Here is a 26,642-nt window from a genome sequence, read left to right on the forward strand (position 1 = left end):
GATGCCAGACCTCGAAAATCTTTTCGCGAACAACCGCGAATGGTCGGAGCGCATGCGCGCTGCCGACCCCGAATTCTTCAATCGCCTGGCGAAGATCCAGAAGCCGGACTACCTGTGGATCGGCTGCTCGGATTCGCGCGTTCCCGCGAACGAGGTCATCGGACAGCTCCCCGGCGAGGTGTTCGTCCATCGCAACATCGCCAATGTGGTGGTGCACAGCGACCTCAACCTGCTCTCGGTACTGCAGTTCGCGGTGGACGTGCTGAAGGTACGCAGGATCCTCGTCGTCGGCCACTATGGCTGCGGCGGCGTCACTGCGGCGCTGGAGAACCGTCGCCACGGGCTGGTCGACAACTGGCTGCGCCACATCCAGGACGTGCGCCAGAAGCACCGCAAGCTGCTCGCCGCCTGCACCAGTACCTCGGCCCGCGTCGATCGCCTGTGCGAGATCAACGTCATCGAGCAGGTGCTCAACCTGGCGCAGACGACGGTGATGCAGGACGCCTGGGCGCGCGGACAGGAAGTGTTCGTGCATGGCTGGATCTTCGGCCTCAACGACGGCATCATGCGCGACCTCGGCATCACCCTCGACGGCAAGTGCGACCTCCTCACGGCCTACGACTCGGCCATCGACATGATTGCGGCGAAGGCCTGCAACTGCGGCAACGACTCCGCCTGATCCTGCGGTGATGGCGGCCACTGCCGAAGTCTCCCCGCTGCGCGGACTGCATGACGCCGGTCCGATCCGCATCGGCATCGACCTCGGCGGCACCAAGATCGAGATCGCTGCGCTTGACGCGAAGGCAAGCGTCCTTCTGCGTCGGCGCGTGCCGACGCCAGCCGGTGACTATGCAGCGACCGTCGCCGCCGTCGTGCAACTGGTCGAGGACGCGGAGCGCGAACTCGGGCAAGGCGCGACGCTGGGAATCGGCACCCCGGGCGCCGAGACCGCCGACGGACTGATCAAGAACTCCAATTCGACCTGCCTCAACGGCCGCCCCCTGCGTGCCGATCTGGAAGCGGCGCTCGGGCGGCCGCTGCGCCTCGCCAACGACGCCAACTGCTTCGCGCTCGCCGAAGCTGAAGCCGGCGCCGGTCGCGGCGCCGGGGTGGTATTCGGCGTCATCCTCGGCACCGGCGTCGGCGGCGGCATCGTCGTCCATGGCCGCCTGCTCGAGGGCGCCAACCGCATCGCCGGCGAGTGGGGACACAATCCGCTGCCGCTCGCCGATGAGTGCGATGAGGAATCGAGTCCGCGCGCGCCCCCCGCCTGCTACTGCGGACGCCGGGGCTGCGTCGAAACCTGGCTGTCGGGACCGGGGCTCGCCGCCGACCACCGTCGCCACGGCGGCGCCGAACTCAGCGCCGAACAGATCGCTGCCGGCGCCGCCCGCGGCGACCGCTCGTGCCTGGCGACGCTCGCGCGCTACCACGAACGGCTGGCGCGCGCGCTGGCGACGGTGATCAACATCCTCGACCCCGACGCGATCGTCCTCGGCGGCGGGCTCGCCAAGCTGCAGGGACTCGCCGAGGCAGTCAGCGAACGCCTGCCGCAGCACGTCTTCTCGCCGACGCTGGCAACGCGCGTGCTGCGCCACGAACTCGGCGATTCGGCCGGCGTCCTCGGTGCTGCCGCGCTCTGGTCGCCCGCCGAAGCCGCTTCCCTGCTGTCAGGGGCGACCGCCAAGCAGGGCGCGGGAGAGTAGGGCGCATGCTCTGGCTCAAGCTCTTCCTGCCGTTCGCCGGCGCCTACTTCCTCTCCTACCTCTACCGCACCGTCAATGCGGTGATCGGGCCGAGCCTCTCCGACGAGCTGGCGCTCGGCGCCGGCGCGCTCGGGCTGCTCACCAGTGCGTATTTCCTCGCCTTCGGCGCCGTGCAGCTGCCGCTCGGCATGCTGCTCGACCGCTTCGGCGCGCGTCGCGTCGAGTCGGCGCTGCTCCTCGTCGCTGCCGCCGGCGCCGCGCTGTTCGCGCTCGGCGACAGCCTCGGCGAGCTCGCCGTCGGGCGCGCGCTGATCGGGATCGGTGTCTCGGCCTGCCTGATGGCGGCGTTCAAGGCCTTCTCGCTGTGGTTCCCGCCCGAACGCCAGGCTTCGCTGACCGGCTGGATGATGAGCGCCGGCGGCCTCGGCGCAATCGTCGCTTCGACCCCGCTCGAAATGGCGCTGACCTGGACCGGCTGGCGCGAGATCTTCTTCATCCTCGCCTGGCTGACCTTCGCCGCCGCGCTCTGGATTTTCTTCGCCATCCCCGAACGCGAGGGCGCTGCGAAACCCGAGCCGCTGGCGACGCAGCTCGCGGGGGTGCGCATGGTCTTCGCCAGTGCGCATTTCTGGCGCTTCGCGCCGCTCGGCTTCGCGCTCACCGGCGGCTTCATGGCCGTGCAGAGCCTGTGGTCGATGACCTGGCTGATGCAGGTGAACGACTACTCGCGCGCAGTCGCCGCCGACCACCTGACCGCGATGAGCGTCGCCATGCTCCTCACTTACGTAGGCATCGGCCTGCTCGCCACCGGCCTGGCGCGGCGCGGCGTGCCGCCGGTACGGCTGCTCGGCGTCGGTCTCGGCCTGTCGCTGCTCTTCCTGGCGCTGATCGTCGGCGAGGCTTCCTCACACACGACCGCGCTGTGGGTCGCCTACGGCATCTGTTCGAGCTTCGGCACGCTCGCCTACTCGCAGGCCGCCGGCGGCTTCCCGCTGGCGCTCGCCGGGCGCGCCAACACCGCCTACAACCTCCTCGTCTTCGCCGGCGCCTTCGGCCTGCAATGGGGAATCGGACTGCTCATCGACCTGCTGCGCGCGCAGGGCAGCAGTCCCGCCGACGCGCAACGCGTCGCCTTCGCCGCGCTGCTGGCGCTGCAGATCGCGTCCTTCGCCTGGTTCATCTTCGTCGGCAGGAAGCGTAGCGTGCCCGCCGCGGATCACTCACGCTGAGTTTTCCGCAGTACCTCCGGGAACGAAGGGAAAGGCGCGCGGTCAACGACAGCGGCCGGCCACTTGCGCCTTGAGGCTCGATCGACTCAAGTGGGCGCCGCTGCCAGCGCGACGATGGCGTCGCGTCTCCCGACCTCGCCCCGCGAGGTGCCGATGGCAGCTCACCTGACTCGTCGCCCTTCAGGCTCAAGAAACCATGAATCAGACTTCAACGAATTCTGCGCACCGCGTCGTCATCGTCGGCGGCGGCGCCGGCGGTCTCGAACTTGCGACCCGGCTCGGCGAAAAGCTCGGGCGCAGCGGCAAGGCACAGATCACGCTGATCGACCGCAGCCGGACCCACATCTGGAAGCCGACCCTGCACGAGATCGCTGCGGGCAGCATGGATCCCGCCGAACACGAGGTCGCCTACCTGGCGCACGGCCGCTGGCACGGCTTCCGCTACCGGATCGGCGAGATGATCGGGATCGACCGCAAGATCAAGGAGATCCGGCTCGCCGCCTACGTCGACGACGAAGGCCGCGAAGTGACCGCGGAACGCTCGCTGCCCTACGACACGCTGGTGATCGCGGTCGGTTGCCAGTGCAACGACTTCGGCACGCCCGGCGTCAAGAACCACGCGATCAAGCTGGAGACGCCGAAGGACGCGCGCCGCTTCAACGTCTCGCTGATCAACGCCTGCGTCCGCGCGCACGCGCAGAAGACGCCCTTGCGCCCCGAACAGATGCACGTGGCGATCATCGGCGCCGGCGCCACCGGCGTCGAGCTCGCCGCCGAGCTGCACCACACCATCCGCGAGCTGCTCTCCTACGGACTCGACCGCGTCAGCGCCGACCGCGACCTCAAGCTCTACCTGATCGAGGCCGGACCGCGCGTGCTGCCGGCGCTGCCGGAGCGCCTGTCGAACGCCACCGAGGCGCTGCTCAAGGACCTCGGCGTCGATGTGATGACCGGCGCCAAGGTGACCGAGGTGCGCGAGAACGGCGTGCTCCTCGCCGACGGGACGCTGCTGCCGGCCGAATTGATCGTCTGGGCGGCGGGGGTCAAGGCGGCCGAGTTCCTGACCCGCCTCGACGGACTCGAGACCAACCGGATCAACCAGCTGCTGGTCAGGCAGACCTTGCAGACGACGCTGGACGACGACGTCTTTGCCATTGGCGACTGCTCGTGCTGCCCCTGGCCGGAGAAGGACAGCTTCGTGCCGCCGCGCGCGCAGGCCGCGCACCAGCAGGCCTCGCACCTGTACACGCAGATCCAGCGCCGCATCGAGGGCAAGCCGCTGCAGGACTTCCGCTACGTCGACTACGGGTCGATGGTTTCGCTCGGCAAGTTCAGCACCGTCGGCAGCATGATGGGCGGACTGACGAAGGGCAGCCTGTTCCTCGAAGGCGCCTTCGCCAAGATGATCTACATCTCGCTGTACAAGAAGCATGAGCTCGCGCTGCACAGCTGGGTGAAGGTGGTGCTCGACACCATCGGTCGCTTCCTCAACCGGCGCACCGGGCCGCACGTGAAGCTGCACTGACCCGTAAAAGCTCTTTTCAGCCACGAAAAACACGAAAGTCACGAAACAAGACATGGGCTTGTAGTCGTTCAGCATCCAGTTCCGTGCCTGGGCGGGTGTTTTTCGTGCGTCGTGGCCAAGTTTCTGCATTGACAGCTGTTTGCCGGACCAGGCGGCGCCGGAGCAGGCCGCCCGGAGCGTGTTTTCGCTGCGGATCCGGATCGGCTGGGTCCGCCCTTCGAGGAGTCACAGCCATGAGCAAGCCGGAAATAACCGCCAAGTCACCTTGTGCCGTCGAAGTCGAGCAGGGAAAGAACTACTGGTGGTGCTCCTGCGGGCGCAGCAAGTCGCAGCCCTTCTGCGACGGCTCGCACAGGGGAACGGGGTTCTCACCCTTGAAATACACGGCCGACGAGAACAAGACGGTCTATTTCTGCGCCTGCAAGCAGACGCAGAACCCGCCCTTCTGCGACGGAACGCACAACTCGCTGTAGCGCGGCCGCGCGCTAGAACTCCAGCGGGTCGACCTCGAGGTGCCAGCGCAGGCGCGAGGAGTGCTTCTGCGCGGCGATGAACTCGCGCCAGGGCGTCAGGAAAGCCTGCAGCGCGCGCCGTGACGGCGACTCGGCGAGGAGTTGTGCGCGCTCGTGGTTGGCGCGACGCGCCAGGCGCATCGGCACCGGGTCGTAGCAGGCGACCGCCGGATGCTCGGCGATCCCCGGCCAGGCGCGCGCTGCCGCCAGGAAGGCGATCGACTCGTCCATCTCCGGCGCTTCGGCACGCAGCATCGCCTGGTAGGAATAGGGTGGGAAGCCGGCCTGCGCGCGCTCGGCGAGCTGTTGCGCGGCAAAGGCCGGGTAGTCGTGCCGCGCCAGCGCCTGATAGAGCGGATGCTCGGGATTCTCGGTCTGGATCAGCACCTCGCCGGGCAGGCCGGCACGACCGGCGCGGCCGGAAACCTGCAAGAGCTGCGCAAACAGCCGTTCGGGCGCACGCCAGTCGGCGGCGAACAGCGCCGAATCGGCGCCGATGACGCCGACCAGGGTCAGGCGCGGAAAGTCGTGCCCCTTGGCCAGCATCTGCGTACCGACGAGGATATCGGCGTCGCCGCCGTGGATGCGTTCGAGCAGGGTTTCCCATTGCCTGCGGCTCTTCGCCGAGTCGCGGTCGACGCGGACGACGCGCGCCTCGGGGAAGCGCGCCGCGAGCACCTCCTCGATGCGCTGCGTGCCACGCCCGAAGGGCAGGATGTCCTGGTTGCCGCAGGTCGGACAGGCACGCGGGATGCGCTGCTCGAAGCCGCAGTGGTGGCAACGCAGCCGGCGGTCGGCGAGGTGCAGGACGAGGTTGGCAGTGCAGCGCGTGCAGCGCGCGACCCAGCCACAGGCGGTACAGGTCAGCACCGGCGCGTAGCCACGGCGGTTGAGGAAGACGAGGCTCTGCTCCTTGCGTTCGAGGCGCCGGGCGAGGGCGGCAAGCAATTCGGCTGACATCCCGTCCTGGAGCTTCTCGCGCCGCGTGTCGATGTAGCGCAAGGGTGGCAGTTCGGCGCCGGCGATCGCCCGCGCCGGCAGGCTCAGCAGCGTGTAGCGTGAAGCGGCACGCGCTTCGCCGGACGCGCCCGCGCTGCCGAGCGCCCTGGCGCTGAGCTCGGGATTGGCGTTGGCCCAGCTTTCGAGCGAGGGCGTCGCCGAGCCGAGGACGATCGGCACGCGCCGCTCGTGCGCGCGGAAGACGGCGACGTCGCGTGCCGAGTAGCGCAGCCCGTCCTGCTGCTTGAACGAGGCATCGTGCTCCTCGTCGACAATGATCAGTCCCAGCTCAGGCAGCGGCGTGAATACGGACAGGCGCGTGCCGAGGACGATGCGCGCCTCGCCGAGGAAGGCGGCGCGGAAGGCGCGCGTACGCGCAGCTTCCGACAGTTCGCTGTGCAGGCTGACCAGGCCCGCCTCGGGAAAGCGCGCAGCGACGCGCGCTTCGAGTTGCGGCGTCAGGTTGATTTCGGGAACGAGCAGCAGCGCCTGCCGGCCGGCGACGAGTGCGCGCTCGATCAGGCGCAGATAGACCTCGGTCTTGCCGCTGCCGGTGACGCCGTGCAGCAGGTAGGCGGCGAAGCCGTCGGCGACGGTGATCGCGTCGAGCACCGCGCGCTGGCCGGCGGTAAGTTCCGGCGGCGTTTCAGCCGGCGGCGGCTTGGTGCGGCGCTTCGGCGTGCGTGCCTGCGGCGGGTCGACGCGGCGCAAGCCCTTCGGCAGCGTCGACAGCATCACCTCGCCGAGCGGCGCCTGGTAGTAGGCAGCGCAGAACTCGGTCAGCCGGAACCAGTCGGCCGGCAGGGACGGCAGGTCGCGCAGGATCTCCTCGGCCGGACGCAGGTGCTCGCCGGCGACCTCGCTGACCTCGGGCAGGTCGACGATGATGCCGATCCGCGAACGCGTGCCGAAGGGGACGCGCACACGGCGGCCGATGTCCTCGCGCACGGGCAGGTCGCCTTCGGCAGCGAGGTAATCGAAGAGACGCGGCAGGGGAACGTCGAGGGCGACGCGCAGGAAAGCCATCGGCTAGTGCGGGGCGGGGGATAGCGTCGTCAGACCGGCGACAGAGCCGGTCGAACGACGGGTAGCAAAGCGTGACGGCGACGAGGGCAGAGACCCCGGCCGCCGCAGGCGGCGACAAGCATTCAGCCGCGGGAACTCCGGCGGCTTCTTGAAACAGTCGCTAACTGCTTCACTCGTCGAGAGTTTCAAAGTTGCTCACACGGACTGTGGATAACTTTGTGGATGACGTCGCAGCTGGCGGCTGCCGGCGCGGCGGAGAGCGCAGCGGCAAGCGCCGCGAACCCCGGAAACTTCATACAAAACCCTTTGAAATCATGGTCTTGTAAAACCACGCCGTGACTGATTGGCGCATGTGACAGGAGGATGACAGTCCCGCGACTTCTGTGCATAAGTCGCGGGATAAACTGTCACCGGCGCGCTCAGGCGGCCTGCGCGCGGAGCTGGCGGCTGTATTCGTGCACCGTGTTGACCAGCGTCGTCACGTGCTCGGGCGGCGTGAACTGCGAGATGCCGTGGCCGAGGTTGAAGACGTGGCCGGTGTTGCCCGGGCCATAGCTGTCGAGCACCTTCTTCGCTTCGACGGCGATCTTTTCCGGCGAAGCAAAGAGCACGTTCGGGTCGAGGTTGCCCTGCAGGGCCACCTTGTCACCGACGCGACGGCGCGCTTCGCCGATGTCGATGGTCCAGTCGAGGCCGACCGCGTCGCAGCCGATGTCGGCGATCGATTCGAGCCAGAGGCCGCCGCCCTTGGTGAACACGATCGACGGGATGCGCTGGCCGTCCTTCTCCTTGATCAGGCCGGCGACGATGCGGCGCATGTACTGCAGCGAGAATTCCTGGTAAGCCGCCGCCGACAGGCCGCCGCCCCACGAGTCGAAGATCATCACGGCCTGCGCGCCGGATTCGATCTGCGCGTTGAGGTAGGAAGTGACCGAATCGGCGGTCACCGACAGGATGCGGTGCATCAGGTCGGGACGGTCGTAGATCATCGTCTTGACGTTGCGGTAGTCGTCGCTGGAGCCGCCCTCGACCATGTAACAGGCGAGCGTGTACGGGCTGCCCGAGAAGCCGATCAGCGGCACCGTGTTGTTCAGCGCGCGGCGGATTTCGGAGACGGCGTCCATCACGTACTTGAGGTGCACGTAGGGATCCGGCGCGGTCAGGTCGCGGATCGCCCATTCCTCGCGCAGCGGGCGCTCGAACTTCGGACCTTCGCCCTCGGCGAAGTAGAGGCCCAGACCCATCGCGTCAGGGACGGTCAGGATGTCGGAGAAGAGGATCGCCGCGTCGAGGTCGTAGCGCGCGAGCGGCTGCAGCGTGACTTCGCAGGCCATGCTCGGGCTCTTGCACAGGTTGAGGAAGCTGCCGGCGCGCTTGCGCGTCTCGCAGTACTCGGGCAGGTAACGGCCGGCCTGACGCATCAGCCACAGCGGCGTATGGTCGGTCGGTTCCTTGAGCAGCGCGCGCAGGAAGTTGTCGTTGGCGGGACGGGTCATGAAAGGCTCCGCGAAGTGAGGGCGAAAGGATTGGAAAAGCGGCGAAGATGCGAAAACCTGCAATTATCCGCTGTAAGTGCCTACTTGCGCCAGAAGGCCGGCGTCAGCACGACGAGCAGGGCGAAGATTTCGAGGCGGCCGAGCAACATCGCGAAGGTACATACCCAGGTCTGGAAGTCGGACAGGGTCGAGAAGTTGCTCGCCGGACCGACTCCGCCGAGGCCCGGGCCGGTGTTGTTGATGCTGGCGACGACCGCCGAGAACGCGGTGATGATGTCGAGCCCGGACAGCGAGAGCAGCAGGGTCATCGAGGTGATCGCGACCATGTACATGAAGGCGAAGGCGAGCACCGCGGAGAGGACGCTGTCGGGCGTGCTCGCGTGCCCGATCTTCACCGGATAGACGGCATTCGGGTGCAGCGCACGCACCAGCTCACGGTAGACCTGCTTGTAGAGGATGATCGCGCGCATCATCTTGAGGCCGCCGCCGGTCGACCCCGCGCTGGTGACGAAGGAGCACAGAAACAGCATCCACAAGGGTGCGAAGAACGGCCATTGCCCGTAGTCGATGGTGGCGAAACCGGTGGTCGTCGCCACCGAGACGAGGTTGAAGGCCGCATAGCGCAGCGCTTCGAGGTAGCTCTCATAGACCCCCTCACGCCAGAGCAGGGCGGCGATGCCGAGCACGCTGAGGACGAGCACGAGCACGACGTAACGCGCCTCCGGGTCGCGTTGGTAGGGACGCAGCGAGCGGCCGGAGAGCGCGAGGAAGTGGGCCGCGTAGTTGATGCTCGAGATGAGCATGAAGACGATGGCGATGCCCTCGATCAGTGGCGAGTTCCAGTAGGCGAAGCTCGCGTCGTGGCTCGAGAAGCCGGCCAGGGAGACCGTCGAGAAGGCGTGCATCAGTGCCTCGAGCGGCTCCATCCCGGCGAAACCGTAGGCGCAGGCGCAGGCCAGCGTGATCAGCACGTAGATCCCCCACAGCCCTTTCGCGGTCTCGCCCATGCGCGGCGTCAGCTTCGCGTCCTTCATCGGTCCGGGGACTTCGGACTTGAACATCTGCCGGCCGCCGATGCCGAGCATCGGCAGCACGGCGACGGCGAGGACGATCAGGCCCATGCCGCCGAGCCAGACCAGTTCCGTGCGCCAGAAGTTGATCGAGGGCGGCATCAGGTCGAGCCCGGAGAGCACCGTGCCGCCGCTCGCGGTCAGTCCCGAGACGGCCTCGAAGTAGGCGTCGGTGAAGGAAAGATCGAGCTGCAGCAAGAGCGGCAGCGCGGCGAAGGCAGGCAGGCCGGCCCAGACCAGCGCGATCATCAGGAAGCCGTCGCGCGTCGTCAGCTCGCGCTTGTAGTTGGCGGTCGACGCCCAGAGGAAGCCGCCCCAGCTCACCGCCACCGTGATCGCGGTGGCGAAGGCGGCGAAGGCGCCGTCGTCGAGCCACCACGACAAGGCGAGCGGCGCCAGCATGGTCGTCCCGAAGATGAGCAGGAAGAAGGACCAGATGCGGACGACCGGAAAATAACTCTGCATGGCCGGCGCTCAGAAGAAGTGGAAGCCGACGGCGAACAGCTGCTCGACCTTCTTCACCACCTTCTTGTTCAGGCAGAAGACGATGACGTGGTCGTCCGACTCGATGACGACGTCGCGGTGCGCGATCAGGACGTGGCCGAAACGCTTCTGCGTCGACAATCCTTCGCGCGTCACCTCGTCGAGTTCCTCGAGGTTGCGGACGACGGCGGCGATGGTCGCGCCGGGGATCGGCGGCAGGTCGCCGATGCGCCGGCCGACCACGCGCGAGGTGCGCTCGTCGCCGTGGGCGACGATTTCGAGCGCCTCGGCGGCACCGCGGCGCAGCACATGCACCTTGGCGACGTCACCCTGGCGCACATGCGCGAGCAGCTCGCCGATCGACACCTGCGCCGGCGAGATCGCGATGTCGATCGGTCCGCCCTGGACCAGGTCGGCGTAGGCACGGCGGTTGATCAGCGCCAGCACGCGCTTGCAGCCGAGCTTCTTGGCCTGCGACGCAGACATGATGTTGTCCTCGTCGTCGTTGGTCAGCGCGAGGAACAGGTCGGTCTCGTCGATCGATTCCTGCGTCAGCATCTCGGCGTCGGTGGCGTCGCCCTGCAGCACCAGCGCACGGTCCAGCTCGCGGGCGGCGAACTCGGCGCGCTGCGGCGACATCTCGATCAGCTTGACCTGGTAATCGTTCTCCAGCGTCTTCGCCACGCGCAGTCCGATCGAACCGGCGCCGGCGATGATCACCCGCCGCACCGGCTTCAGCATGCGGCGCATCTCGCGCAACAGCGGCCGGATGTGCTCGGAGGCCGAGAGCAGGAAGACCTCGTCGCCGGGCTCGATGTGCGTGTCGCCGGTCGGCGTCAGCGGACGCTCGCGGCGGTAGATCGCGGCGATGCGCGCGTCGATCCCGGCGCGCAGGTGCTGATGCATCTCGGAGATCGGCTTGTCGACCAGGAGGCCGCCGGCGTAGGCGCGCACCGCGACCAGCGCGACGCGGCCGCCGGCGAAGGAAAGCACCTGCAGCGCCTCGGGCAGCTCGACCAGGCTCGTGATGTACTCGGTGATCACCTGCTCGGGGCAGAGCGCGTAATCGACGGCGAAATTCTCGTGCGCGAGCAGGGTCTCGCTGGCGAGGAAGTCGCGCGCGCGCAGGCGGGCGATCCGCGTCGGGACGTTGAACAAGGTCTTGGCGATCTTGCAGGCGACGAGGTTGGTCGCGTCGCTCATGGTCACCGCGATCAGCAGGTCGGCGTCGGCGATGCCCGCGTCACGCAGCACCGAAGGCAGGGTGGCGTCGCCGACGACGGTGCGCAGATCGAGCCGGTCCTGCAGGTAGCGCAGGCGCTCGGCGTTCGTATCGACGATGGTGATGTCGTTGTTTTCCGAGACCAGGCCTTCGGCAACGCTGCCGCCGACCTGTCCGGCACCGAGGATGACGATCTTCACGGCAGTCCCTCCCGCTCGACTGCCGCCGCCCTGGCGTGCGCTGCCACTGTCAGTTTCATGATCATTCCTCGCCACGCCGTCCGGGGTTGAGCGCAAGTTGCTTGAGCTTGCGGTAGAGATGGGTCCGCTCGAGCCCGGTGCGCTCGGCAACGCGGGTCATGTTGCCGCCGGCCTGGCGCAGGTGATGCTCCAGGTAGAGCCGCTCGAAGGCCTCGCGCGCCTCGCGCAGCGGCTGCTCGAACATCGGCAGCACCGTCGCCGCGGCCTGCGCCGGGCCGTCGGGTTGCAGCACGCGCACGACGTCGTCGACGCCGATCTCCTCGTCGAGCGCCGACAGCGCGAGGTTCTTCACCGCCGCCGTCAGCTCGGCCCAGTCGCCGGGCCACGAATGCATGCGCAGGCGGTTAAGCGCCGCGCTCGAAAAGCGGCGCAGCGGCGCGTCGCCGCGTTCGGCGAGGTGCGACAGGAGCAGAACGGCGATCTCCGGCACCTCGTCGGCGTTGCCGGCCAGTTGCGGCAGCGCCACCCAGACCTCGCCGAGGCGCGCGATGACGCCGGCGTCCCAGCCGGCTTCGCCGAGCGCGGCGAGCGGCTTGGTCGTCGCCGCGACCAGCTGCAGCTTGTGCTTCTCCAGGCGTTCGAGGGCGAAGGCCAGGTTCATCTGCTGCATGCGACCGAACTGGGCGAGGTCGGCGACGAAGACGATGCCGCCGGCCGCGTTCTGCAGGGTCTCGCTGCTGATCGGCTCGCTCGTCGCCGACAGGTCGAGCCAGGGCATGTTGCGCACGTGCAGGGTGCGCGCGCAGATCTCGGCGATGCTGCCCGAGCTGCTGCGCAGGAGCAGCACCGAGGTGCGTGCCGCCGCCTGTTCGAGCCGCCGCTTGAGGTCCTTCAAGAGCGGCGAGCGCGCGAAGTCGTCGAGCGTGAGCGGCCGCTTCTGCGGCGCCACCGGGCCCTTCAGCGCCTTCTTCACCGTCGCCAGCAGTTTCTGCAGCGCGATCGGCTTTTCCAGGAAATCGGTGGCGCCGATGCGCGTCGCTTCGACCGCGGTGTCGATCGTCCCGTGTCCGGACATCATCACCACGGGCATGGTCAGCAGACCCGCTGCCGACCATTCCTTGAGCAGGGAGACGCCGTCGGTGTCGGGCATCCAGATGTCGAGCAGGACGAGGTCGGGACGCAGCTCGCTGCGCACGCGGCGCGCGCTGGCCGCGTTCTCGGCGAGGCGGACCGAATGCCCTTCGTCGGCAAGGATTTCGGAGAGGAGTTCGCGAATGCCGATTTCGTCATCGACGACCAGAATCTGCGCCATGTTCAGCTCGCGGAAAAAGAGTTTGAGGGGGATGCATCGTCAGCTGCCGCGTCGGGATCCGCTGCAACGGCGGCGGACGCCGCCGTCGGCGCCAGCGGCAGGCGGATGCAGACTTCGGCGCCACACGGCTGGCGGTTGCCGAGGATGATCTGGCCGTGGTGCTCGTCGACGATCTTCTTGACGATCGCCAGGCCCAGGCCGGTGCCGCGCGCCTTGGTGGTGACATAGGGCTCGAAGGCGCGCCCGAGGATCTCGGCGGGAAAGCCGGGACCGCTGTCGGCGACATAGAGTTCGGCCAGCCCGTCGACCAGACGCGTGCCGATCGCGATCACGGGCTCGGGCAGCGCTTCCTGCGCGTCCTCGGCGTTGCGCAGGAGGTTGTGGATGATCTGGCGCAACTGCGTCGCGTCGCCGGCCACCGGCGGCAGGCCGGCGGCGAGCGCGACGTCGATACGCGCGTGCGAGGTCTCGTAGAGGCCGAGCACCTCGCCGACCAGCGCGTTGAGGTCGACCGCGGCGAATTCCGGCGCCGGCATGCGCGCGTAATCGCGGAAGTCATCGACCATGCGCTTCATCGCCTGCACCTGATTGACGATCGTCTGCGTCGCGCGCGCCAGGGCCTCGGCGTCGGCGCCATGCACGCGACCGGCGAGCTTCATCTGCAGGCGCTCGGCCGAGAGCTGGATCGGCGTCAGCGGATTCTTGATCTCGTGCGCGAGACGGCGCGCCACTTCGCCCCAGGCGGCGCTGCGCTGGGCGGCGATCAGCCGGGTGATGTCGTCGAAGACGGCGACGTAGCCGCCGCCGCTCGCCACGGGCAGGCCGGTGCCGCGCAGGAGCAGCACCTGCGGCTGGCCGCCGGGACGTTCGAGTTCGATCTGCGTCTGCCATTGCAGGTCGCCGTGCTCGACGAAGGCATCGCGCAGTGCAGTGCCGAGCGCCTGTTGACGCGGCCAGGCCTCGACGGTCTCGCCGTGCATGCCATCAAACTCGTCGCCGAGGATCGAGCGAGCACCGCGGTTGGCACTGCGCAGCACGAAGCCCGCGTCGAAGACAAGCACCCCGGCCGAGAGGTTGGCGAGGATCAGCTCGAGGTAGGAACGCGCCGCTTCGACCGCGGCGCGGTGGCGGTCGGTCTCGCGCCGGGCCTCGTCGAGCTGCCGCGTCATGCGGTTGAACGACTGCGTCAGCACGCCGAGTTCGTCGCGGCTGTAGATCGCCTGGCGCGGCGTGAAGTCACCGGCGGCGACTGCCTGGGTGCCTTCGGCGAGGATCGACAGCGGCGCCGACAGCCAGCGCGCGAGGACGAAGGCCAGCGCGAAGGCGCCGAACAAGGCGAGCAGGACGGTCAGCGTCAGGGTCATCGCGTAGATCCGCGTCAGGCCCTCGCGACCGAGCGAAAGCTCCTGATAGTCGCGATACACCGCCTGCACGCTCTCGGCGTTGCGTACCAGCGCCGCCGGCGCCTCCTGGGTCAGTTGCAGGATGCGCGCCTCATCGCCGAGACCGCGACCATGCACCGGCAGCAGCACGCGCAACTGCAAATCCTGTCCGGCATCGCCCTCGACCAGCCCATGCCCCGACGCGACCCGCGCCTGGCGCAGTTGTGCCGGCGTCGGCAACGGCGGTCGCACCGTGGCGAGGTCGCCGCTCGAACTGGCGAGCAACTCGCCGGCCGACGAGAAGAGCGCTGCGGTCTGCACGCCGGCGCTCTCGCGCAGGCGGTTGAGCATCGCCGGGCGACTGACGTCGGGCTGATCGCCGAGTTCGAGCGCCATCGAACGCCCCTTGTCGGTGAGATCGACGAGCAGCGAATCGAGCGCGCTACGGCCGAGGTCGAGCCCCGATTCGAGCGCCTTTTCGACGCGGACGTCGAACCAGGTCTCGATGCTCTTGGTCAGGAACTGGACCGAAACCGCGTACACGAGCACGCCGGGGACCACCGCCATCATGCCGAAGAGCAGCATCAGGCGCAGTTTCAGCCGCGAGCCGAACACCTTGGCGCGGTGCTCGCGCCACAGCGCGTGCAACTGCCAGCCGACCAGTCCGAGCAGCGCCAGCGCGACCAGCGCGTTGAGCGCGAGCAACCACGCATAGTGGCGGGCGAACAGCGCCGTATTGGCGCTCGCCGAAGCGAGCAGGAAGAGCAGGATGCCGCCGAAGGCGGCAGCGACGATGATGAAATATTTCATCGCTATCTCGGCTCGCCGGCCACACGCAGGTCGGCGAGCCCCGCGCCCGAGAGGCCCGAGCCGAAGCCGGCGCCCCGCGGGTCGACGGCACGGACTTCGCTCGGCAGGAAGTTCCAGCGCGTCCAGTCGGAGGCGAGGCTCCAGTCACGGTTGGAGAGCGCGCTGACCTGGAAGGTCTTCGCCATCTGCGACAGGTCCAGACGCATGCGCAGCGCGGCCTGGTAGCTTTCGTCGTTGCGTACGGCCCCCTTGTCGAGCACCTGCCAGTTGCGCATGCGGGAAAAGGTGCGCAGGGCTTCCTCGAGCGTCGCGAAGTTCTGGTGCAGCGGGCCGGTCGTCAGCCGGTACTGGCGCGTCAGCGCGTGGTAATAGAGGCGAAAGGTCCGGCTGCGCGTCACCACCTTCTCGTCGAGCCAGTACCAGCGCGCGCGCGACAGCTCGAAGTCGACGACGAAGTAGAGGACGACGCCACGATTCACCGCCTCCTCGAGGCGCGGGTTGAAGTCGAAGACGAAATCGGCCGAGACGGTGAAGCCCTCGTCGGAAGCCTGCAGTTGCGGATTCCTGACCTCGACCTCGGGCATCGCCGCCTCCACGGTCAGCGCCGTCAGCAGCAGGCAGGCAGCGAAGAGCGACCTGAGCATGACGCCCACGCCCTGCGCCGCACAGGCGAGGGCAGGCCCGCTAAACAGTCTTGCGCAGCAGAGCATAGTAGAACCCGTCGTGTTCGGCCTGCGGCAGCAGTTGCTCCTCCTGCTCGCGCCGCGTGTCGGGGTGGCGATGCAGGAAGGCGTCGATCTGGCCCACGTTCTCCTCCGGGAAGACCGAGCAGGTCGCGTAAAGGAGCTTGCCGCCGTCGCGCAGCAGCGGCCAGACCGCGTCGAGGATCGCCGACTGCACCGAGAGCAGTGCACGCACGTCGGCGACCCGGCGCAGCCACTTGGCGTCGGGGTGGCGACGGACGACGCCGGAGGCGGAGCAGGGCGCGTCGACCAGGATCGCGTCGAAGGGACGCCCGTCCCACCAGCCCGTGCCGGCACGCACCGGCAGGCTGGCGTCGGCGACCCGCGTCTGCGCGGCGAGCCCCAGGCGTGCCAGCGTCGCATCGACGCGGCGCAGGCGCGTGGCGTCGACATCGAGCGCGAGCAGGTCGAGTTCGGCGCGTTCGAGCAGGTGCGCGCTCTTGCCGCCGGGGGCGGCGCAGACGTCGAGGACGCGCGCACCGGGGGCCGGATCGAGCAGCAGCGCCGCGCGCTGCGCGCCGGCATCCTGCACCGAGACACGCCCGTCGGCGAATCCCGGCAGCGCATCGACCGGCTGCGGACGCGCCAGCAACAGACCGTCTTCGCCGAGCGGGCTTGCGCTGATGCCGAGCCCGGCGAGCTCGGCGGCGTAGTCGGCGCGCGTGCCACGGCGACGATTGACGCGCAGGCACATCGGCGGCTGCCCGTTGCCGGCGGCGACGATCGCCTGCCAGGCGCCCGGATAGGCGCGCTGCAAGCGCTCCAGCCACCAGCGCGGGTGCTGGCTGGCGACTGCGGGATCGGCGGCCGCGGCGGCGAGCAAGGCCTCGCGCTGGCGCAGGAAGTTGCGCAGGACGCCATTGACCAGGCCGCGGAAGGCACCGCCGGCAACTTCGCCGGCAGCGACGACGGCCTGATCGACCACCGTGTGCGTCGCTTCCGGACGCGTCTCCAGGCGATGGAGCGCGACCAGCAGGAGCGCGCGCACCTCGACGGCCTTCAGCGGCGTCTGCAGCAGACGCCCGAGGATGAAATCGCCCCAGCCGTAGCGGCGCAGCGCACCGTAGGCCGCATCCTGAGCCGCCGGTCTCGCCACCGCCGGCGCCGTGGCCAGCCGCGCCAGGCCGGTGTCCAGACTGCGTCCCTCGAGTACGGCGGCGACCGCCTGCGCCGCGAGCAGCAGGCTCAGCGCGAGCGAGTCGGCGGGCAGGCCGGCACCGGGAAGCACCCCTGCCTTGGCGGCGGCAGGGCGGCGCGCGGAAGCGCTGTCAGCGGCACCTGCCGCGCGCACCACACGCCGGCGCAACGGCGCCGCAGGCTTGCCAGGAGGAGTCGCAGCAGCGCTTGCCGGCGCGGCTTGGGCAGCGACCGGATCGGCGGACGAGGGCTTGCCGGCCGTCCGTGACGGCGACGACGGAGCAGCGGGAACGCGAGGGCGGGAAGAAGAAGCCAAGGGCCTGTATTTCCGGGAAATGGAACAGATTTAGCGGGGATCGTGAAGTTTATCATGGCACCCGCTGCGCACCGTCGGCAGTCCATGCGGCCCTGGATCGGCGCATAATGGATTCATGTCATCACCATCGCTCAAACGCTACGCCTGGCTGTCGATCGGTGCCGCCGTATCGACGATAGTGCTGAAAACCGTCGCCTGGATGCTCACCGACTCGGTCGGGCTGCTTTCCGACGCGCTCGAATCGGGCGTCAACCTCGCCGGAGCGACCATGGCGCTGGCCATGCTCGGCGTCGCGGCGCAACCCGAGGACCGCGAGCACACCTACGGGCACGGCAAGGCCGAGTATTTCGCCAGCGGTTTCGAAGGTCTGCTCATCCTGATCGCGGCTGTGGCGATCGCCTGGACCGCCATCGCGCGGCTGCTCGCGCCGCAGCCGCTGCAGCAACTCGACATCGGCCTCGTCGTCTCGGTCGGCGCCAGCCTGATCAACCTGGTGACGGCGCGCGTCCTGCTCGCCGCCGGCGCGCGTCACCGCTCGATCACACTCGAAGCCGACGCGCGTCACCTGATGACCGACGTGTGGACTTCGGTCGGCGTCATCGCCGGCGTCGGCGCAGTCGCGCTCACCGGCTGGCTCTGGCTCGATCCGGTGCTGGCGCTGCTGGTCGCCGCCAACATCGTCTGGACCGGCGCGAACCTGCTGCGGCGTTCGGCCGACGGGCTGATGGACGTCTCGCTACCGCACGACGAACACGCCGCGCTCGACGCAGTCCTCGCCGCCTATCGCCATTCGGGAATCGAGTTCCACGCCCTGCGTACGCGCCAGGCAGGCGCGCGCAGCTTCGTCGAACTGCACGTGCTGGTTCCCGGCCAGTGGACCGTGCAGCAGGGACACGACCTGCTCGAACGCATCGAGAGCGACATCCGCACGGCACTGCCTTGCGTCACGGTCACCACTCACCTGGAGCCGCTCGACGACCCGGCGGCACAGGACGACGTGTCGAGCAAGGAATGATGTCGAGGAAGGGCTGCAGCAGCTTCCGCTGGCGCCGCGGCCTCGGCGCACTGCTGCTCGCTTGCGGCCTGCTGGCGGCGCCCGCAGCACAGGCCTGGAACGCCGCCGGCCACCGCTTGAGCGCAATGATCGCCTGGGAGGCGCTCGACCCGGACACGCGCGCACAGGTCGCAGGGCTGCTGCGGCTGCATCCCGACCATCCACGCTGGATCGCCCATGCTCGTGGCGCCGACCCGGACCTCACCGCCTTCGTCGAAGCCTCGACCTGGCCCGACGACATTCGTGACGACCCGCGCTTCCACGAGGCCGACGAGGATCCGACACCGACGCTGCCCGGCTTTCCCGACATGGAACGTCATCGCCAGTGGCACTACCTCAACCGCCCGCTGCACGGAGCGCTTTCCGCCCAGAAGGACGACGGCGAACTCGAACGGCAGCTTTCCCGGCTCACCAGGAACCTGCGCAGTGCCGACGCACAGCGCCGCGCCTGGGCGCTGCCCTGGCTGATCCATCTGGTCGGCGACGCACATCAGCCGCTGCACGTCGCCACGCGCATCGGCCCCGACGGCAAGCCCGACGCCGGCGGCAACGGACTCATCGTCGACAACCCCTTCCTGCCGAAGAAGCGTCTGGTCAGCCTGCATCGCTACTGGGACGACCGCCCCGGACCGCCCTGGCTGCGCGGGGAGGCGCTGGGCATCGCGGCACGCGCGATCGTCGCCGCCAATCCGCCGCCGCCCCCTTCAGGCACCTTCGCCCGCTGGATCGACGAAAGCTTCGCCATCGCCGGCAGCGAGGCCTATCCGCCCGACGCGGAGGAAGGACTGCCACCGGTGATCAGCGCCGAGTTCGACGAGCGGGCCGGCAAGATCGCCGACCGCCGCATCGCCTGGTCAGGCTACCGCCTCGCCGAACTCCTGCAACGGACCTTGCATTAGCCGCTAAGCAATCCCGGTGCATGGCGGTCAAAAGCCGCGCCGATGTTTCACGTGAAACATGCGTCCCTTCCTGGCAACGGAATCACCGCGGTGGGAAAGCAACTCGTGTTTCACGTGAAACAGGCGGGCGTTTTGTTTCACGTGAAACAAGCGTAGGGACGCGCCGGGCACCTTGGCACGGGATCGCTTGTGGGAGGGGCGCCACGGTGCGCCGGCACTCCGAAGACAGCCACCGGCTCGTCGTGCGTTTCACGTGAAACATTGCATGCGTCAGCCCGAAGGTCGGGGCAACATGAAACGTGGAACAATTTCGCGAAAGATCGACCGACCTGATCTGCCGAAGCCGTCGCGATCAGCATCTCGTCATCGCGAGCCCGAAGGGTGTGGCGATCCAGTGCGCAGGGCTGCTGTCGGCTCGCCCGGGTTTGGCGAGACCGCGAAAGAACGAACTGGATTGCCACGGCGCTACGCGCCTCGCAATGACGGCAGTGAATGGCCATGCTCAGGGGTGGCACGACTCGCCATGACCGTTACCGTGAAACAGCAGCGTGGGCCGTTCTCGATTCGGGCCTTCCGGCCCTCCCACGACAGGCCAATGCAGCCTGAGCGTTTTTCGTGGGAGCGACGTCAGCCGCGAAAGAACACCTGTCATGGCATGGGGCTGCTGACGTCGCCATGAATGTTACCGGCGACACACCCGGTAGCGGCAGCGGAGCGCGACGCGCTCGCGCTCCAGCCGCGCCTTACGCCGTCTTGGCCGCGTCCTGGGCGCCGAGCACGACGCCGGCTGCCAGCACGGTGCCGGCGAGGAACTGGGCAACCGGCAGGCGCTTGCCGCCAGCCTTCTGCAATTCGAGCAGGCGCAGCGCGCCTTCGCCGCAGGCGACGACGATTCCGTCGCGGTCGGCGGCAAGGACGGTTCCGGGTTCGCCCTGCGCCGGCCCCGACGTCGAACCGGCGGCCAGCGGCGTCGCCCGCCAAACCTTAACCAGCGTTCCGCCGAGCGTGAAGGATGCGCCCGGTGCCGGGTTGAACGCGCGCACGCGGCGGTCGATCTCGATCGCCGGCAGGCTCCAGTCGATCGCCGCCTCGGCCTTGTCGATCTTGGCCGCGTAGGTGACGCCCTCGGCGGGCTGCGTCTGCGCCGGCAAGGGCAGCGCGGCGATCGCCTCGACCACCAGGCGGCCGCCGAGTTCGGCGAGCCGATCGTGCAGCGTGCCGGTGGTGTCGTCGTCGCCGATGGGGATCGTCTGGCTGAGCAGCACCGGCCCGGTGTCGAGTCCGGCTTCCATCTGCATGATGGCGATCCCGGTCTCGGCGTCGCCGGCGAGCAGCGCACGGTGGATCGGCGCCGCACCACGCCAGCGCGGCAGCAGCGATGCGTGGATGTTGATGCAGCCGAAGCGCGGCATGTCGAGCACCACCTGCGGCAGGATCAGCCCGTAGGCGGCGACGACCATCACCTCGGCGCCGACTGCGCGCACGCGTTCCTGCGCCTCGGCGTCCTTGAGCGTCGGCGGCTGGAAGACCTCGACCCCGGCCTCCAGGGCAACGACCTTGACCGGTGACGGCTTCAGCGCCATCCCGCGTCCGGAAGGACGGTCGGGCTGCGTCAGCACCAGCGCGACTTCGTGGCCGGCCGCGATCAGCGCACGCAGCGCAGTCGCCGCGAACTCGGGCGTTCCCGCGAAGATGATCTTCATGCCGTGATCCGCGCGCGCTTCACGAACTTGGCGAGCTTGGCCTTGGCGCGGGTCTGCTTGAGCAGCGACAGGTTGTCGATGAAGACGTGTCCTTCGAGGTGCTCCATCTCGTGCTGCACGCAGACGGCGAGCAGGCCCTCGGCGGCGAGCGTCTGCTCCTTGCCTTCGAGATCGAGATAGCGGACGACGACGCGCTGGGCACGCTCGACCTTGTCGTAAACGGTCGGGAGCGACAGGCAGCCTTCCTCGTAGGTCTGCACGCCTTCGCGCTCAAGGATCTCCGGGTTGATGAGAACGAGCAGCTGGTCCTTGGTCTCGCTGATGTCGATGACGACGAGGCGCACATGGACGTCGACCTGGGTCGCGGCGAGGCCGATCCCCGGCGCTTCGTACATGGTTTCGGCCATGTCGGCGACGAGACGACGCAGTGCGTCGTCGATCTTCTCGACCGGTTTGGCGATCGTCTTCAGCCGCGGATCGGGGTAACGGAGGATGGACAGGAGAGCCATAGCTTGATCGGATAAGGAAGGTTGGGCACAATCATCGTGCATATTTCGGGCACATCCAAGTCATCGGACCGGTGACGGACGCACGGTCGGCGAGGGTGCGCAGGGGGCAGGCGAGGGCAGCGGCCGCGAGCGGGGACGCAGTCGTAGACCGCCGGGCAGCGGCCCGAGTTCAGCCACGCGCTGCCAGTATTCCCGGCAAGGACCCGGCCAGCGGCCGGCGGAGGATATCACGATGGACCGTTCTCTTTCCGCACGCCCGCGTCTTTCCACGCCGGCGCACCGCTCCCCGGCGAGCCGCTGCGCCTGCCGCGAAGCATGAACGACGAACTGGCGGACTGGCTGCGGCTGACGCTCGCCCCCGGCATCGGCGGCCAGACGCAGCGAAGGCTGCTCGCCGCCTTCGGACCGGCGCCGGCAGTCTTCTCCGCCGGGCGCAGCGCGATCGTCGGCGTGATCGGCAGCGCCGCAGCGGCGCGCCTGCTCGACAGCAACAACGCCGCCGCCGTGGCCGCCGCGCTCGCTTGGCGCGCGCGTGGCGACGACCGCCACATCGTCGTCCTCGGTGACGCCGACTACCCGCAGGCGCTGCTCGAAATCGACGACCCGCCGACGCTGCTCTACGTCCGCGGGCGGCGCGAGTTGCTCAACCGGCCTGCGCTGGCGATCGTCGGCAGCCGCAACGCGACGCCCGCCGGCGTGCGCAACGCCGAGCAGTTCGCCGCGGCGCTCGGCAGCAGCGGACTCGTCATCGTCAGCGGACTCGCGCTCGGCATCGACGGCGCCGCGCATCGCGGCGCGCTCGCCGCCGGCGGCGACACGCTGGCCTTCATCGGCACCGGCATCGACCGCGTCTACCCGTCGCGGCACCAGGAACTGGCGCGCGAGATCGCGACGCACGGCGCCATCGTCTCCGAGTTCGCGCTGGGAACGCCGCCGCTGCCGCCCAACTTTCCGCGCCGCAACCGCCTGATCGCCGGCATCGCGCGCGGCGTGCTCGTGGTCGAGGCGGCGACCGGCAGCGGCTCGCTGATCACCGCCCGCCTCGCCGCCGAACAGGGGCGCGAGGTCTTCGCCATCCCCGGGTCGATCCACTCGCCGCTCGCGCGCGGCTGCCACCAGTTGCTGCGCCTGGGCGCCAAGCTCGCCGAGAGCGCCCAGGACGTGCTCGAAGAGCTGGCTTGGGCCAGCCCCCTGCCAGGCCTGGGCAAGGCCAAAAACGGCGCTGCAGGGGGCACCGCTGCCGACCCCGACGACGCGGAGGCTGGGCGCCTGCTCGACGCGCTCGGCCACGAAGCGCGCACGCTCGACCAGCTGGTGCAGGGCAGCGGCTTGACTGCCGACCGGCTTTCCGTGATCCTGCTCGAACTCGAACTCGCAGGACGCGTCGCCAGCCTCCCCGGCGACTGTTACCAGAGGCTGCCTGAAAGCTGAACCATCATGATCGACATCCTCGTATACCTCTTCGAGAACTACCAGGACCTCGACGCCCAGCCGGGCAGCGAGGCGCTGGCGCAAAGCCTCACCGAAGCCGGCTTCGACGACGGCGAGATCAGCTTCGCGCTCGACTGGCTCGACGGCCTGCACAGCTCGCAAATCGCCGATTTCGTGTGCAGCCCGCGCTCGCTGCGCATCTATACGGAAGAGGAACGCCGACGCCTCGGCAGCGAGTGCCTCGACTTCGTGATCTTCCTCGAACAGGCCGGCGTGATCACCCCGGCGCTGCGCGAGCTGATCATCGACCGTGGCCTCGCGCTCGACGAGGACGAAGTCCCGATCGACAAGTTCAAGGTCATCGTGCTGATCGTCCTGTGGAGCCGCGATCAGGACCTCGAACCGCTGATCGTCGAAGAGCTGCTCTCCTCCCCAGACGACACGCCGCTGCACTGAGCGGCGGCGCAGCCCGGCGCCCGGATACTGGATGGAACGCGGCGCCGTCAGCCCGGCGCCAAGGCCGTCTCCAGGTCCCCCGGAGCGTGCTTGCCAAGCGCGGCACGGTACTCTTATCATGCCCCGCGCAGTAGTCGATCCCTCCCACCCGACGCCCGCCGACGGCGTCGCCTTCCTGGCAAGCCTTTCATGAGCAAGAAGCTGATCATCGCCGAAAAGCCTTCCGTCGCCGCCGACATCGCGCGCGCGCTCGGCGGCTTCACGCGCCATGACGATTATTTCGAGCGTGACGATTACGTCGTCTCATCCGCCATCGGCCACCTGCTCGAACTCGCCTGTCCGGAAGAGTACGAGGTCAAGCGCGGCAAGTGGTCGTTCGCGCACCTGCCGGTGATTCCGCCGCACTTCGCGCTGAAGCCGATCGAGAAGACCGAAGCGCGCCTGAAGCTGCTGACCAAGCTGATCAAGCGCAAGGACGTCAGCGGCCTGGTGAATGCCTGCGACGCGGGGCGCGAGGGCGAACTGATCTTCAACTACATCGTCGCGCATGCGAAGAACGCGAAGCCGGTCGAACGCCTCTGGCTGCAGTCGATGACCCCGCAGGCGATCCGTGAAGGTTTCGCGCAGCTGCGCGGTAGCGACGAGATGCGCGGCCTCGCCGACGCCGCGGTCAGCCGCTCCGAATCGGACTGGCTGGTCGGCATCAACGGCACGCGCGCGATGACCGCGTTCAACTCGAAGACCGGCGGCTTCCACCTGACCACCGTCGGTCGCGTGCAGACGCCGACGCTGGCGCTCCTGGTGCAGCGCGAAGCGAAGATCCGCCGCTTCCAGCCGAAGCCCTACTGGGAAGTCGAGGGCGTCTTCGCCTGCGCCGCCGGCGAATACCGCGGCAAGTGGTTCGACGAGAAATTCAGCAAGGGCAAGAGCGAGGAAGAGGAAGTCCTGCGCGCCGACCGCCTCTGGGACGAGGCAAAGGCCCGCGCGCTCGCCGATCGCTGCCGCGGCAAGCCAGGCATCGTCAGCGAGGAGGCCAAGCCGACGACGCAGTTGTCGCCGCTGCTCTACGACCTGACCAGCCTGCAGCGCGAAGCGAACGGCCGCTTCGGCTTCTCGGCGAAGACGACGCTCGGCCTCGCGCAGGCGCTCTACGAAAAGCACAAGGTATTGACCTATCCGCGGACCGACGCGCGCGCGCTGCCCGAGGACTACCTCGGTACCGTCGATGCGACGCTGGCGATGCTCGAAAGCGAAGGGACCGTCGCCAACCGCTACGGCCACTTCGCGCACACCATCCGCAGCAAGCAGTGGGTCGTCCCGAACAAGCGCATCTTCAACAACGCGAAGATCTCCGACCACTTCGCGATCATCCCGACGCAACAGGCGCCGAAGACCCTGTCCGAGCCCGAACAGAAGCTCTACGACATGGTCGTCAAGCGCTTCCTCGCCGTCTTCTACCCGGCCGCCGAGCACCTGGTGACGACGCGCATCACGCGTGTCGAGGGCGAGCCGTTCAAGACCGAAGGCAAGGTGCTGATCAACCCCGGCTGGCTCGCCGTCTATGGCCGCGAGGGCCAGGAAGGAGAGGAGGGCAACCTCGTTGCCGTCGCGCCGAAGGAAACCGTCGCCACCGAGGACGTCGTGCTCAATGCCGGCATCACCAAGCCGCCGGCACGCTACTCCGAAGCGACGCTGCTCTCGGCGATGGAAGGCGCGGGCAAGACCGTCGACGACGAGGAACTGCGCGCGGCAATGGCCGGCCGCGGCCTGGGCACGCCGGCGACGCGCGCGCAGATCATCGAGAACCTGATCACCGAACAGTACATCCTGCGCGAAGGCCGCGAACTGCAGCCGACCGCCAAGGCCTTCTCGCTGATGACCCTGCTCGACGGACTCGGCATCCGCGAACTGACCGCCGCCGAACTGACCGGCGAATGGGAATGGAAGCTCGCGCGCATGGAGCGCGGCGAGATGTCGCGCGACACCTTCATGCAGGAAATCGCCGAGATGACGCGGCGCATCGTCGAGCGCGCCAAGACCTACGACAGCGACACCATCCCCGGCGACTTCGGCGAACTCTCGACGCCGTGCCCGAAGTGCGGCGGCAAGATCAAGGAAACCTACAAGAAATTCCAGTGCCAAGGCTGCGAGTACTCGCTGTGGAAGATCGTCGCCGGCCGCCAGTTCGAGCCCGCCGAGATCGAGACGCTGCTCTCCGAGCGTTCGGTCGGTCCGCTCACCGGCTTCCGCAACAAGATGGGCCGCGCCTTTGCGGCAACCGTCCGCCTCAACGCCGAGAACGCCCCCGAATTCGACTTCGGCCAGGGCCTGCGCAGCGAGGAGGGCAGTGCCGAGGAAGTCGATTTCTCGACGCAGACCCCGCTCGGTGCCTGTCCCAAGTGCGGGGCCCGCGTCTTCGAGCACGGCATGGCCTACGTCTGCGAGAAATCGGTCGCCGCCGAGCGGCAATGCGACTTCCGCTCGGGCAAGCTGATCCTGCAACAGCCGATCGAACGCGAGCAGATGGAAAAACTGCTCGCCACCGGCCGCACCGACCTGCTCAAGGACTTCGTCTCGGCGCGCACGCGGCGCAAATTCTCGGCCTTCCTCGTGCGCGGCAGCGACGGCAAGGTAGGCTTCGAGTTCGAGAAGAAGGAACCGAAAGCCGGGGCTGCAGCGAAGGGCGCCAAGAGCACCAGCAAAGCCGGCAGCGAACCAGCAGCAGAGCCCGCCGACGAGGCGCCCGCGAAGCCTGCGCGCAGGACGACGAAGAAGGCCTGAACTGCGCCGCCGGCATTCCCCACAGATTCCGGGGACAAGCCTGTGGATAAAACGTAAACAGGCGCGTCACGTATCTGTGCCGGCGGGGAGAGACGGCTGTGCCTAATTTTTGGGCAGCCCGAGTTCACATTGAACGGCGCAGGCTAAAGCGAACCCTCAATACATGAGGGCAAAGCATCTCGGACAGCGATGTGACCCGTCGCTAGGGGTTCCGCAAATCTTGCAACGCGGGCCAGAAACGGTCTGCGCTGTCTTTTTCGGCAGTGGGCTGCATGCATTGCAGCACCCAGCCCTTTTGGACCAGCAATTGCTGACACAGACAAGCTTGTTGCAGATAGCGCACCGCCTGCGAGGAGCGTGCGGAGTGCACCCACAACGTTCACAAACCGCTTTCAAGCTGACCACCTACGCTTACCCGTGAGACCCGACTGGGAGCTTGAAGAAAAGCACATAGAGGTCATGTTGGACTCGTTGCTGTATTCGGTGCGCCGTTAACCCGGGTTTAACAGCTACCTTAAACTTTCCTTGTAAAACATAGTCTTGCGTTAAAAATTTTTCGCGAGTGGCACTACATGTGCTTTTCGCGAAGGGATGGCAGCTCAGTCGACGCGTTTTTTGGTGCCTCCGGGCAAGTGGTCGAG

Annotated in this window: 20 protein-coding genes; 10 read left to right on the forward strand and 10 right to left on the reverse strand. The window is 68.2% G+C overall.

What is annotated here, in order from left to right; genetic code table 11:
• Position 1 precedes the first annotated feature (1 nt).
• The 5 genes from can to CCR84_RS06350 all read left to right on the forward strand — a co-directional run bounded on the left by can (position 2) and on the right by CCR84_RS06350 (position 4,933).
• Complete coding sequence (gene can / locus CCR84_RS06330; protein WP_201210648.1) at positions 2–679, forward strand: carbonate dehydratase; 678 nt, start codon at positions 2–4, stop codon at positions 677–679.
• 10 nt (positions 680–689) lie between these two features.
• Positions 690–1,706: an ROK family protein gene (locus CCR84_RS06335; protein ID WP_201210649.1), complete on the forward strand. Its 1,017-nt coding sequence runs from the start codon at positions 690–692 to the stop codon at positions 1,704–1,706.
• A 5-nt stretch (positions 1,707–1,711) separates the two neighbouring features.
• On the forward strand, positions 1,712–2,935 hold the full coding sequence (locus CCR84_RS06340; RefSeq protein WP_201210651.1) for an MFS transporter: 1,224 nt from the start codon (positions 1,712–1,714) through the stop codon (positions 2,933–2,935).
• A 196-nt stretch (positions 2,936–3,131) separates the two neighbouring features.
• Positions 3,132–4,460 (forward strand): NAD(P)/FAD-dependent oxidoreductase, encoded by a 1,329-nt coding sequence (locus CCR84_RS06345; protein ID WP_201210653.1) that lies wholly within the window; start codon positions 3,132–3,134, stop codon positions 4,458–4,460.
• A gap of 233 nt (positions 4,461–4,693) precedes the next feature.
• The gene (locus CCR84_RS06350; RefSeq protein ID WP_201210655.1) at positions 4,694–4,933 is read left to right on the forward strand and encodes a CDGSH iron-sulfur domain-containing protein; all 240 of its coding nucleotides are present in this window, start codon (positions 4,694–4,696) and stop codon (positions 4,931–4,933) included.
• A gap of 12 nt (positions 4,934–4,945) precedes the next feature.
• Here CCR84_RS06350 and CCR84_RS06355 read toward each other — a convergent pair whose 3' ends face one another.
• From CCR84_RS06355 to rsmB, 8 genes are all read right to left on the reverse strand, one after another.
• On the reverse strand, positions 4,946–6,997 hold the full coding sequence (locus CCR84_RS06355; RefSeq protein ID WP_201210657.1) for a primosomal protein N': 2,052 nt from the start codon (positions 6,995–6,997) through the stop codon (positions 4,946–4,948).
• Between the two features lie 419 nt (positions 6,998–7,416).
• Positions 7,417–8,493 carry a uroporphyrinogen decarboxylase gene (gene hemE, locus CCR84_RS06360; RefSeq protein WP_201210659.1) on the reverse strand — a complete coding sequence of 359 codons (1,077 nt, stop codon included), beginning with the start codon at positions 8,491–8,493 and terminating at the stop codon, positions 7,417–7,419.
• 80 nt (positions 8,494–8,573) lie between these two features.
• On the reverse strand, positions 8,574–10,028 hold the full coding sequence (locus CCR84_RS06365; protein ID WP_201210660.1) for a TrkH family potassium uptake protein: 1,455 nt from the start codon (positions 10,026–10,028) through the stop codon (positions 8,574–8,576).
• Positions 10,029–10,037: 9 nt separating this feature from the next.
• Positions 10,038–11,468 (reverse strand): Trk system potassium transporter TrkA, encoded by a 1,431-nt coding sequence (gene trkA, locus CCR84_RS06370; RefSeq protein WP_201210661.1) that lies wholly within the window; start codon positions 11,466–11,468, stop codon positions 10,038–10,040.
• Positions 11,469–11,529: 61 nt separating this feature from the next.
• A complete protein-coding gene (locus CCR84_RS06375) occupies positions 11,530–12,780 on the reverse strand; it encodes a sigma-54-dependent transcriptional regulator (RefSeq protein WP_201210662.1) in 1,251 nt (416 codons plus the stop codon).
• Positions 12,781–12,782: 2 nt separating this feature from the next.
• Positions 12,783–14,972, reverse strand: a complete 2,190-nt coding sequence (locus CCR84_RS06380; protein ID WP_201210663.1) for a sensor histidine kinase — start codon at positions 14,970–14,972, stop codon at positions 12,783–12,785.
• A 2-nt stretch (positions 14,973–14,974) separates the two neighbouring features.
• Positions 14,975–15,616 (reverse strand): DUF4390 domain-containing protein, encoded by a 642-nt coding sequence (locus CCR84_RS06385; protein WP_201210664.1) that lies wholly within the window; start codon positions 15,614–15,616, stop codon positions 14,975–14,977.
• Between the two features lie 40 nt (positions 15,617–15,656).
• Entirely contained in the window at positions 15,657–17,168 is a 1,512-nt protein-coding gene (gene rsmB / locus CCR84_RS06390; protein WP_338052574.1) for a 16S rRNA (cytosine(967)-C(5))-methyltransferase RsmB, read from the reverse strand.
• A gap of 115 nt (positions 17,169–17,283) precedes the next feature.
• Between rsmB and CCR84_RS06395 the strand changes: the two genes are divergently transcribed.
• Positions 17,284–18,183, forward strand: coding sequence for a cation diffusion facilitator family transporter (locus CCR84_RS06395; protein WP_201210665.1), 900 nt, complete (start codon positions 17,284–17,286; stop codon positions 18,181–18,183).
• On the forward strand, positions 18,180–19,121 hold the full coding sequence (locus tag CCR84_RS06400; RefSeq protein ID WP_201210667.1) for a S1/P1 nuclease: 942 nt from the start codon (positions 18,180–18,182) through the stop codon (positions 19,119–19,121). Before CCR84_RS06395 ends, CCR84_RS06400 begins: the two co-directional genes overlap by 4 nt.
• Positions 19,122–19,864: 743 nt before the next feature.
• Here the strand turns inward: CCR84_RS06400 and fmt are convergent.
• Positions 19,865–20,824 carry a methionyl-tRNA formyltransferase gene (fmt, locus tag CCR84_RS06405; RefSeq protein ID WP_201210669.1) on the reverse strand — a complete coding sequence of 320 codons (960 nt, stop codon included), beginning with the start codon at positions 20,822–20,824 and terminating at the stop codon, positions 19,865–19,867.
• Positions 20,821–21,333: a peptide deformylase gene (gene def / locus CCR84_RS06410; RefSeq protein WP_201210670.1), complete on the reverse strand. Its 513-nt coding sequence runs from the start codon at positions 21,331–21,333 to the stop codon at positions 20,821–20,823. The genes fmt and def overlap by 4 nt, the downstream gene beginning before the upstream one ends.
• Before the next feature lie 315 nt (positions 21,334–21,648).
• Between def and dprA the strand changes: the two genes are divergently transcribed.
• The 3 genes from dprA (at position 21,649) to CCR84_RS06425 (ending at position 26,001) form a co-directional block, all read left to right on the forward strand.
• Complete coding sequence (gene dprA, locus CCR84_RS06415; RefSeq protein ID WP_201210671.1) at positions 21,649–22,764, forward strand: DNA-processing protein DprA; 1,116 nt, start codon at positions 21,649–21,651, stop codon at positions 22,762–22,764.
• A 6-nt stretch (positions 22,765–22,770) separates the two neighbouring features.
• The gene (locus tag CCR84_RS06420) at positions 22,771–23,220 is read left to right on the forward strand and encodes a Smg family protein (RefSeq protein ID WP_201210672.1); all 450 of its coding nucleotides are present in this window, start codon (positions 22,771–22,773) and stop codon (positions 23,218–23,220) included.
• 189 nt (positions 23,221–23,409) lie between these two features.
• Entirely contained in the window at positions 23,410–26,001 is a 2,592-nt protein-coding gene (locus CCR84_RS06425) for a DNA topoisomerase III (protein WP_201210673.1), read from the forward strand.
• The last annotated feature ends 641 nt before the right edge of the window (positions 26,002–26,642 follow it).

Origin of the sequence: Rhodocyclus purpureus (assembly GCF_016653115.1) — a bacterium.
GTDB lineage: Bacteria > Pseudomonadota > Gammaproteobacteria > Burkholderiales > Rhodocyclaceae > Rhodocyclus > Rhodocyclus purpureus.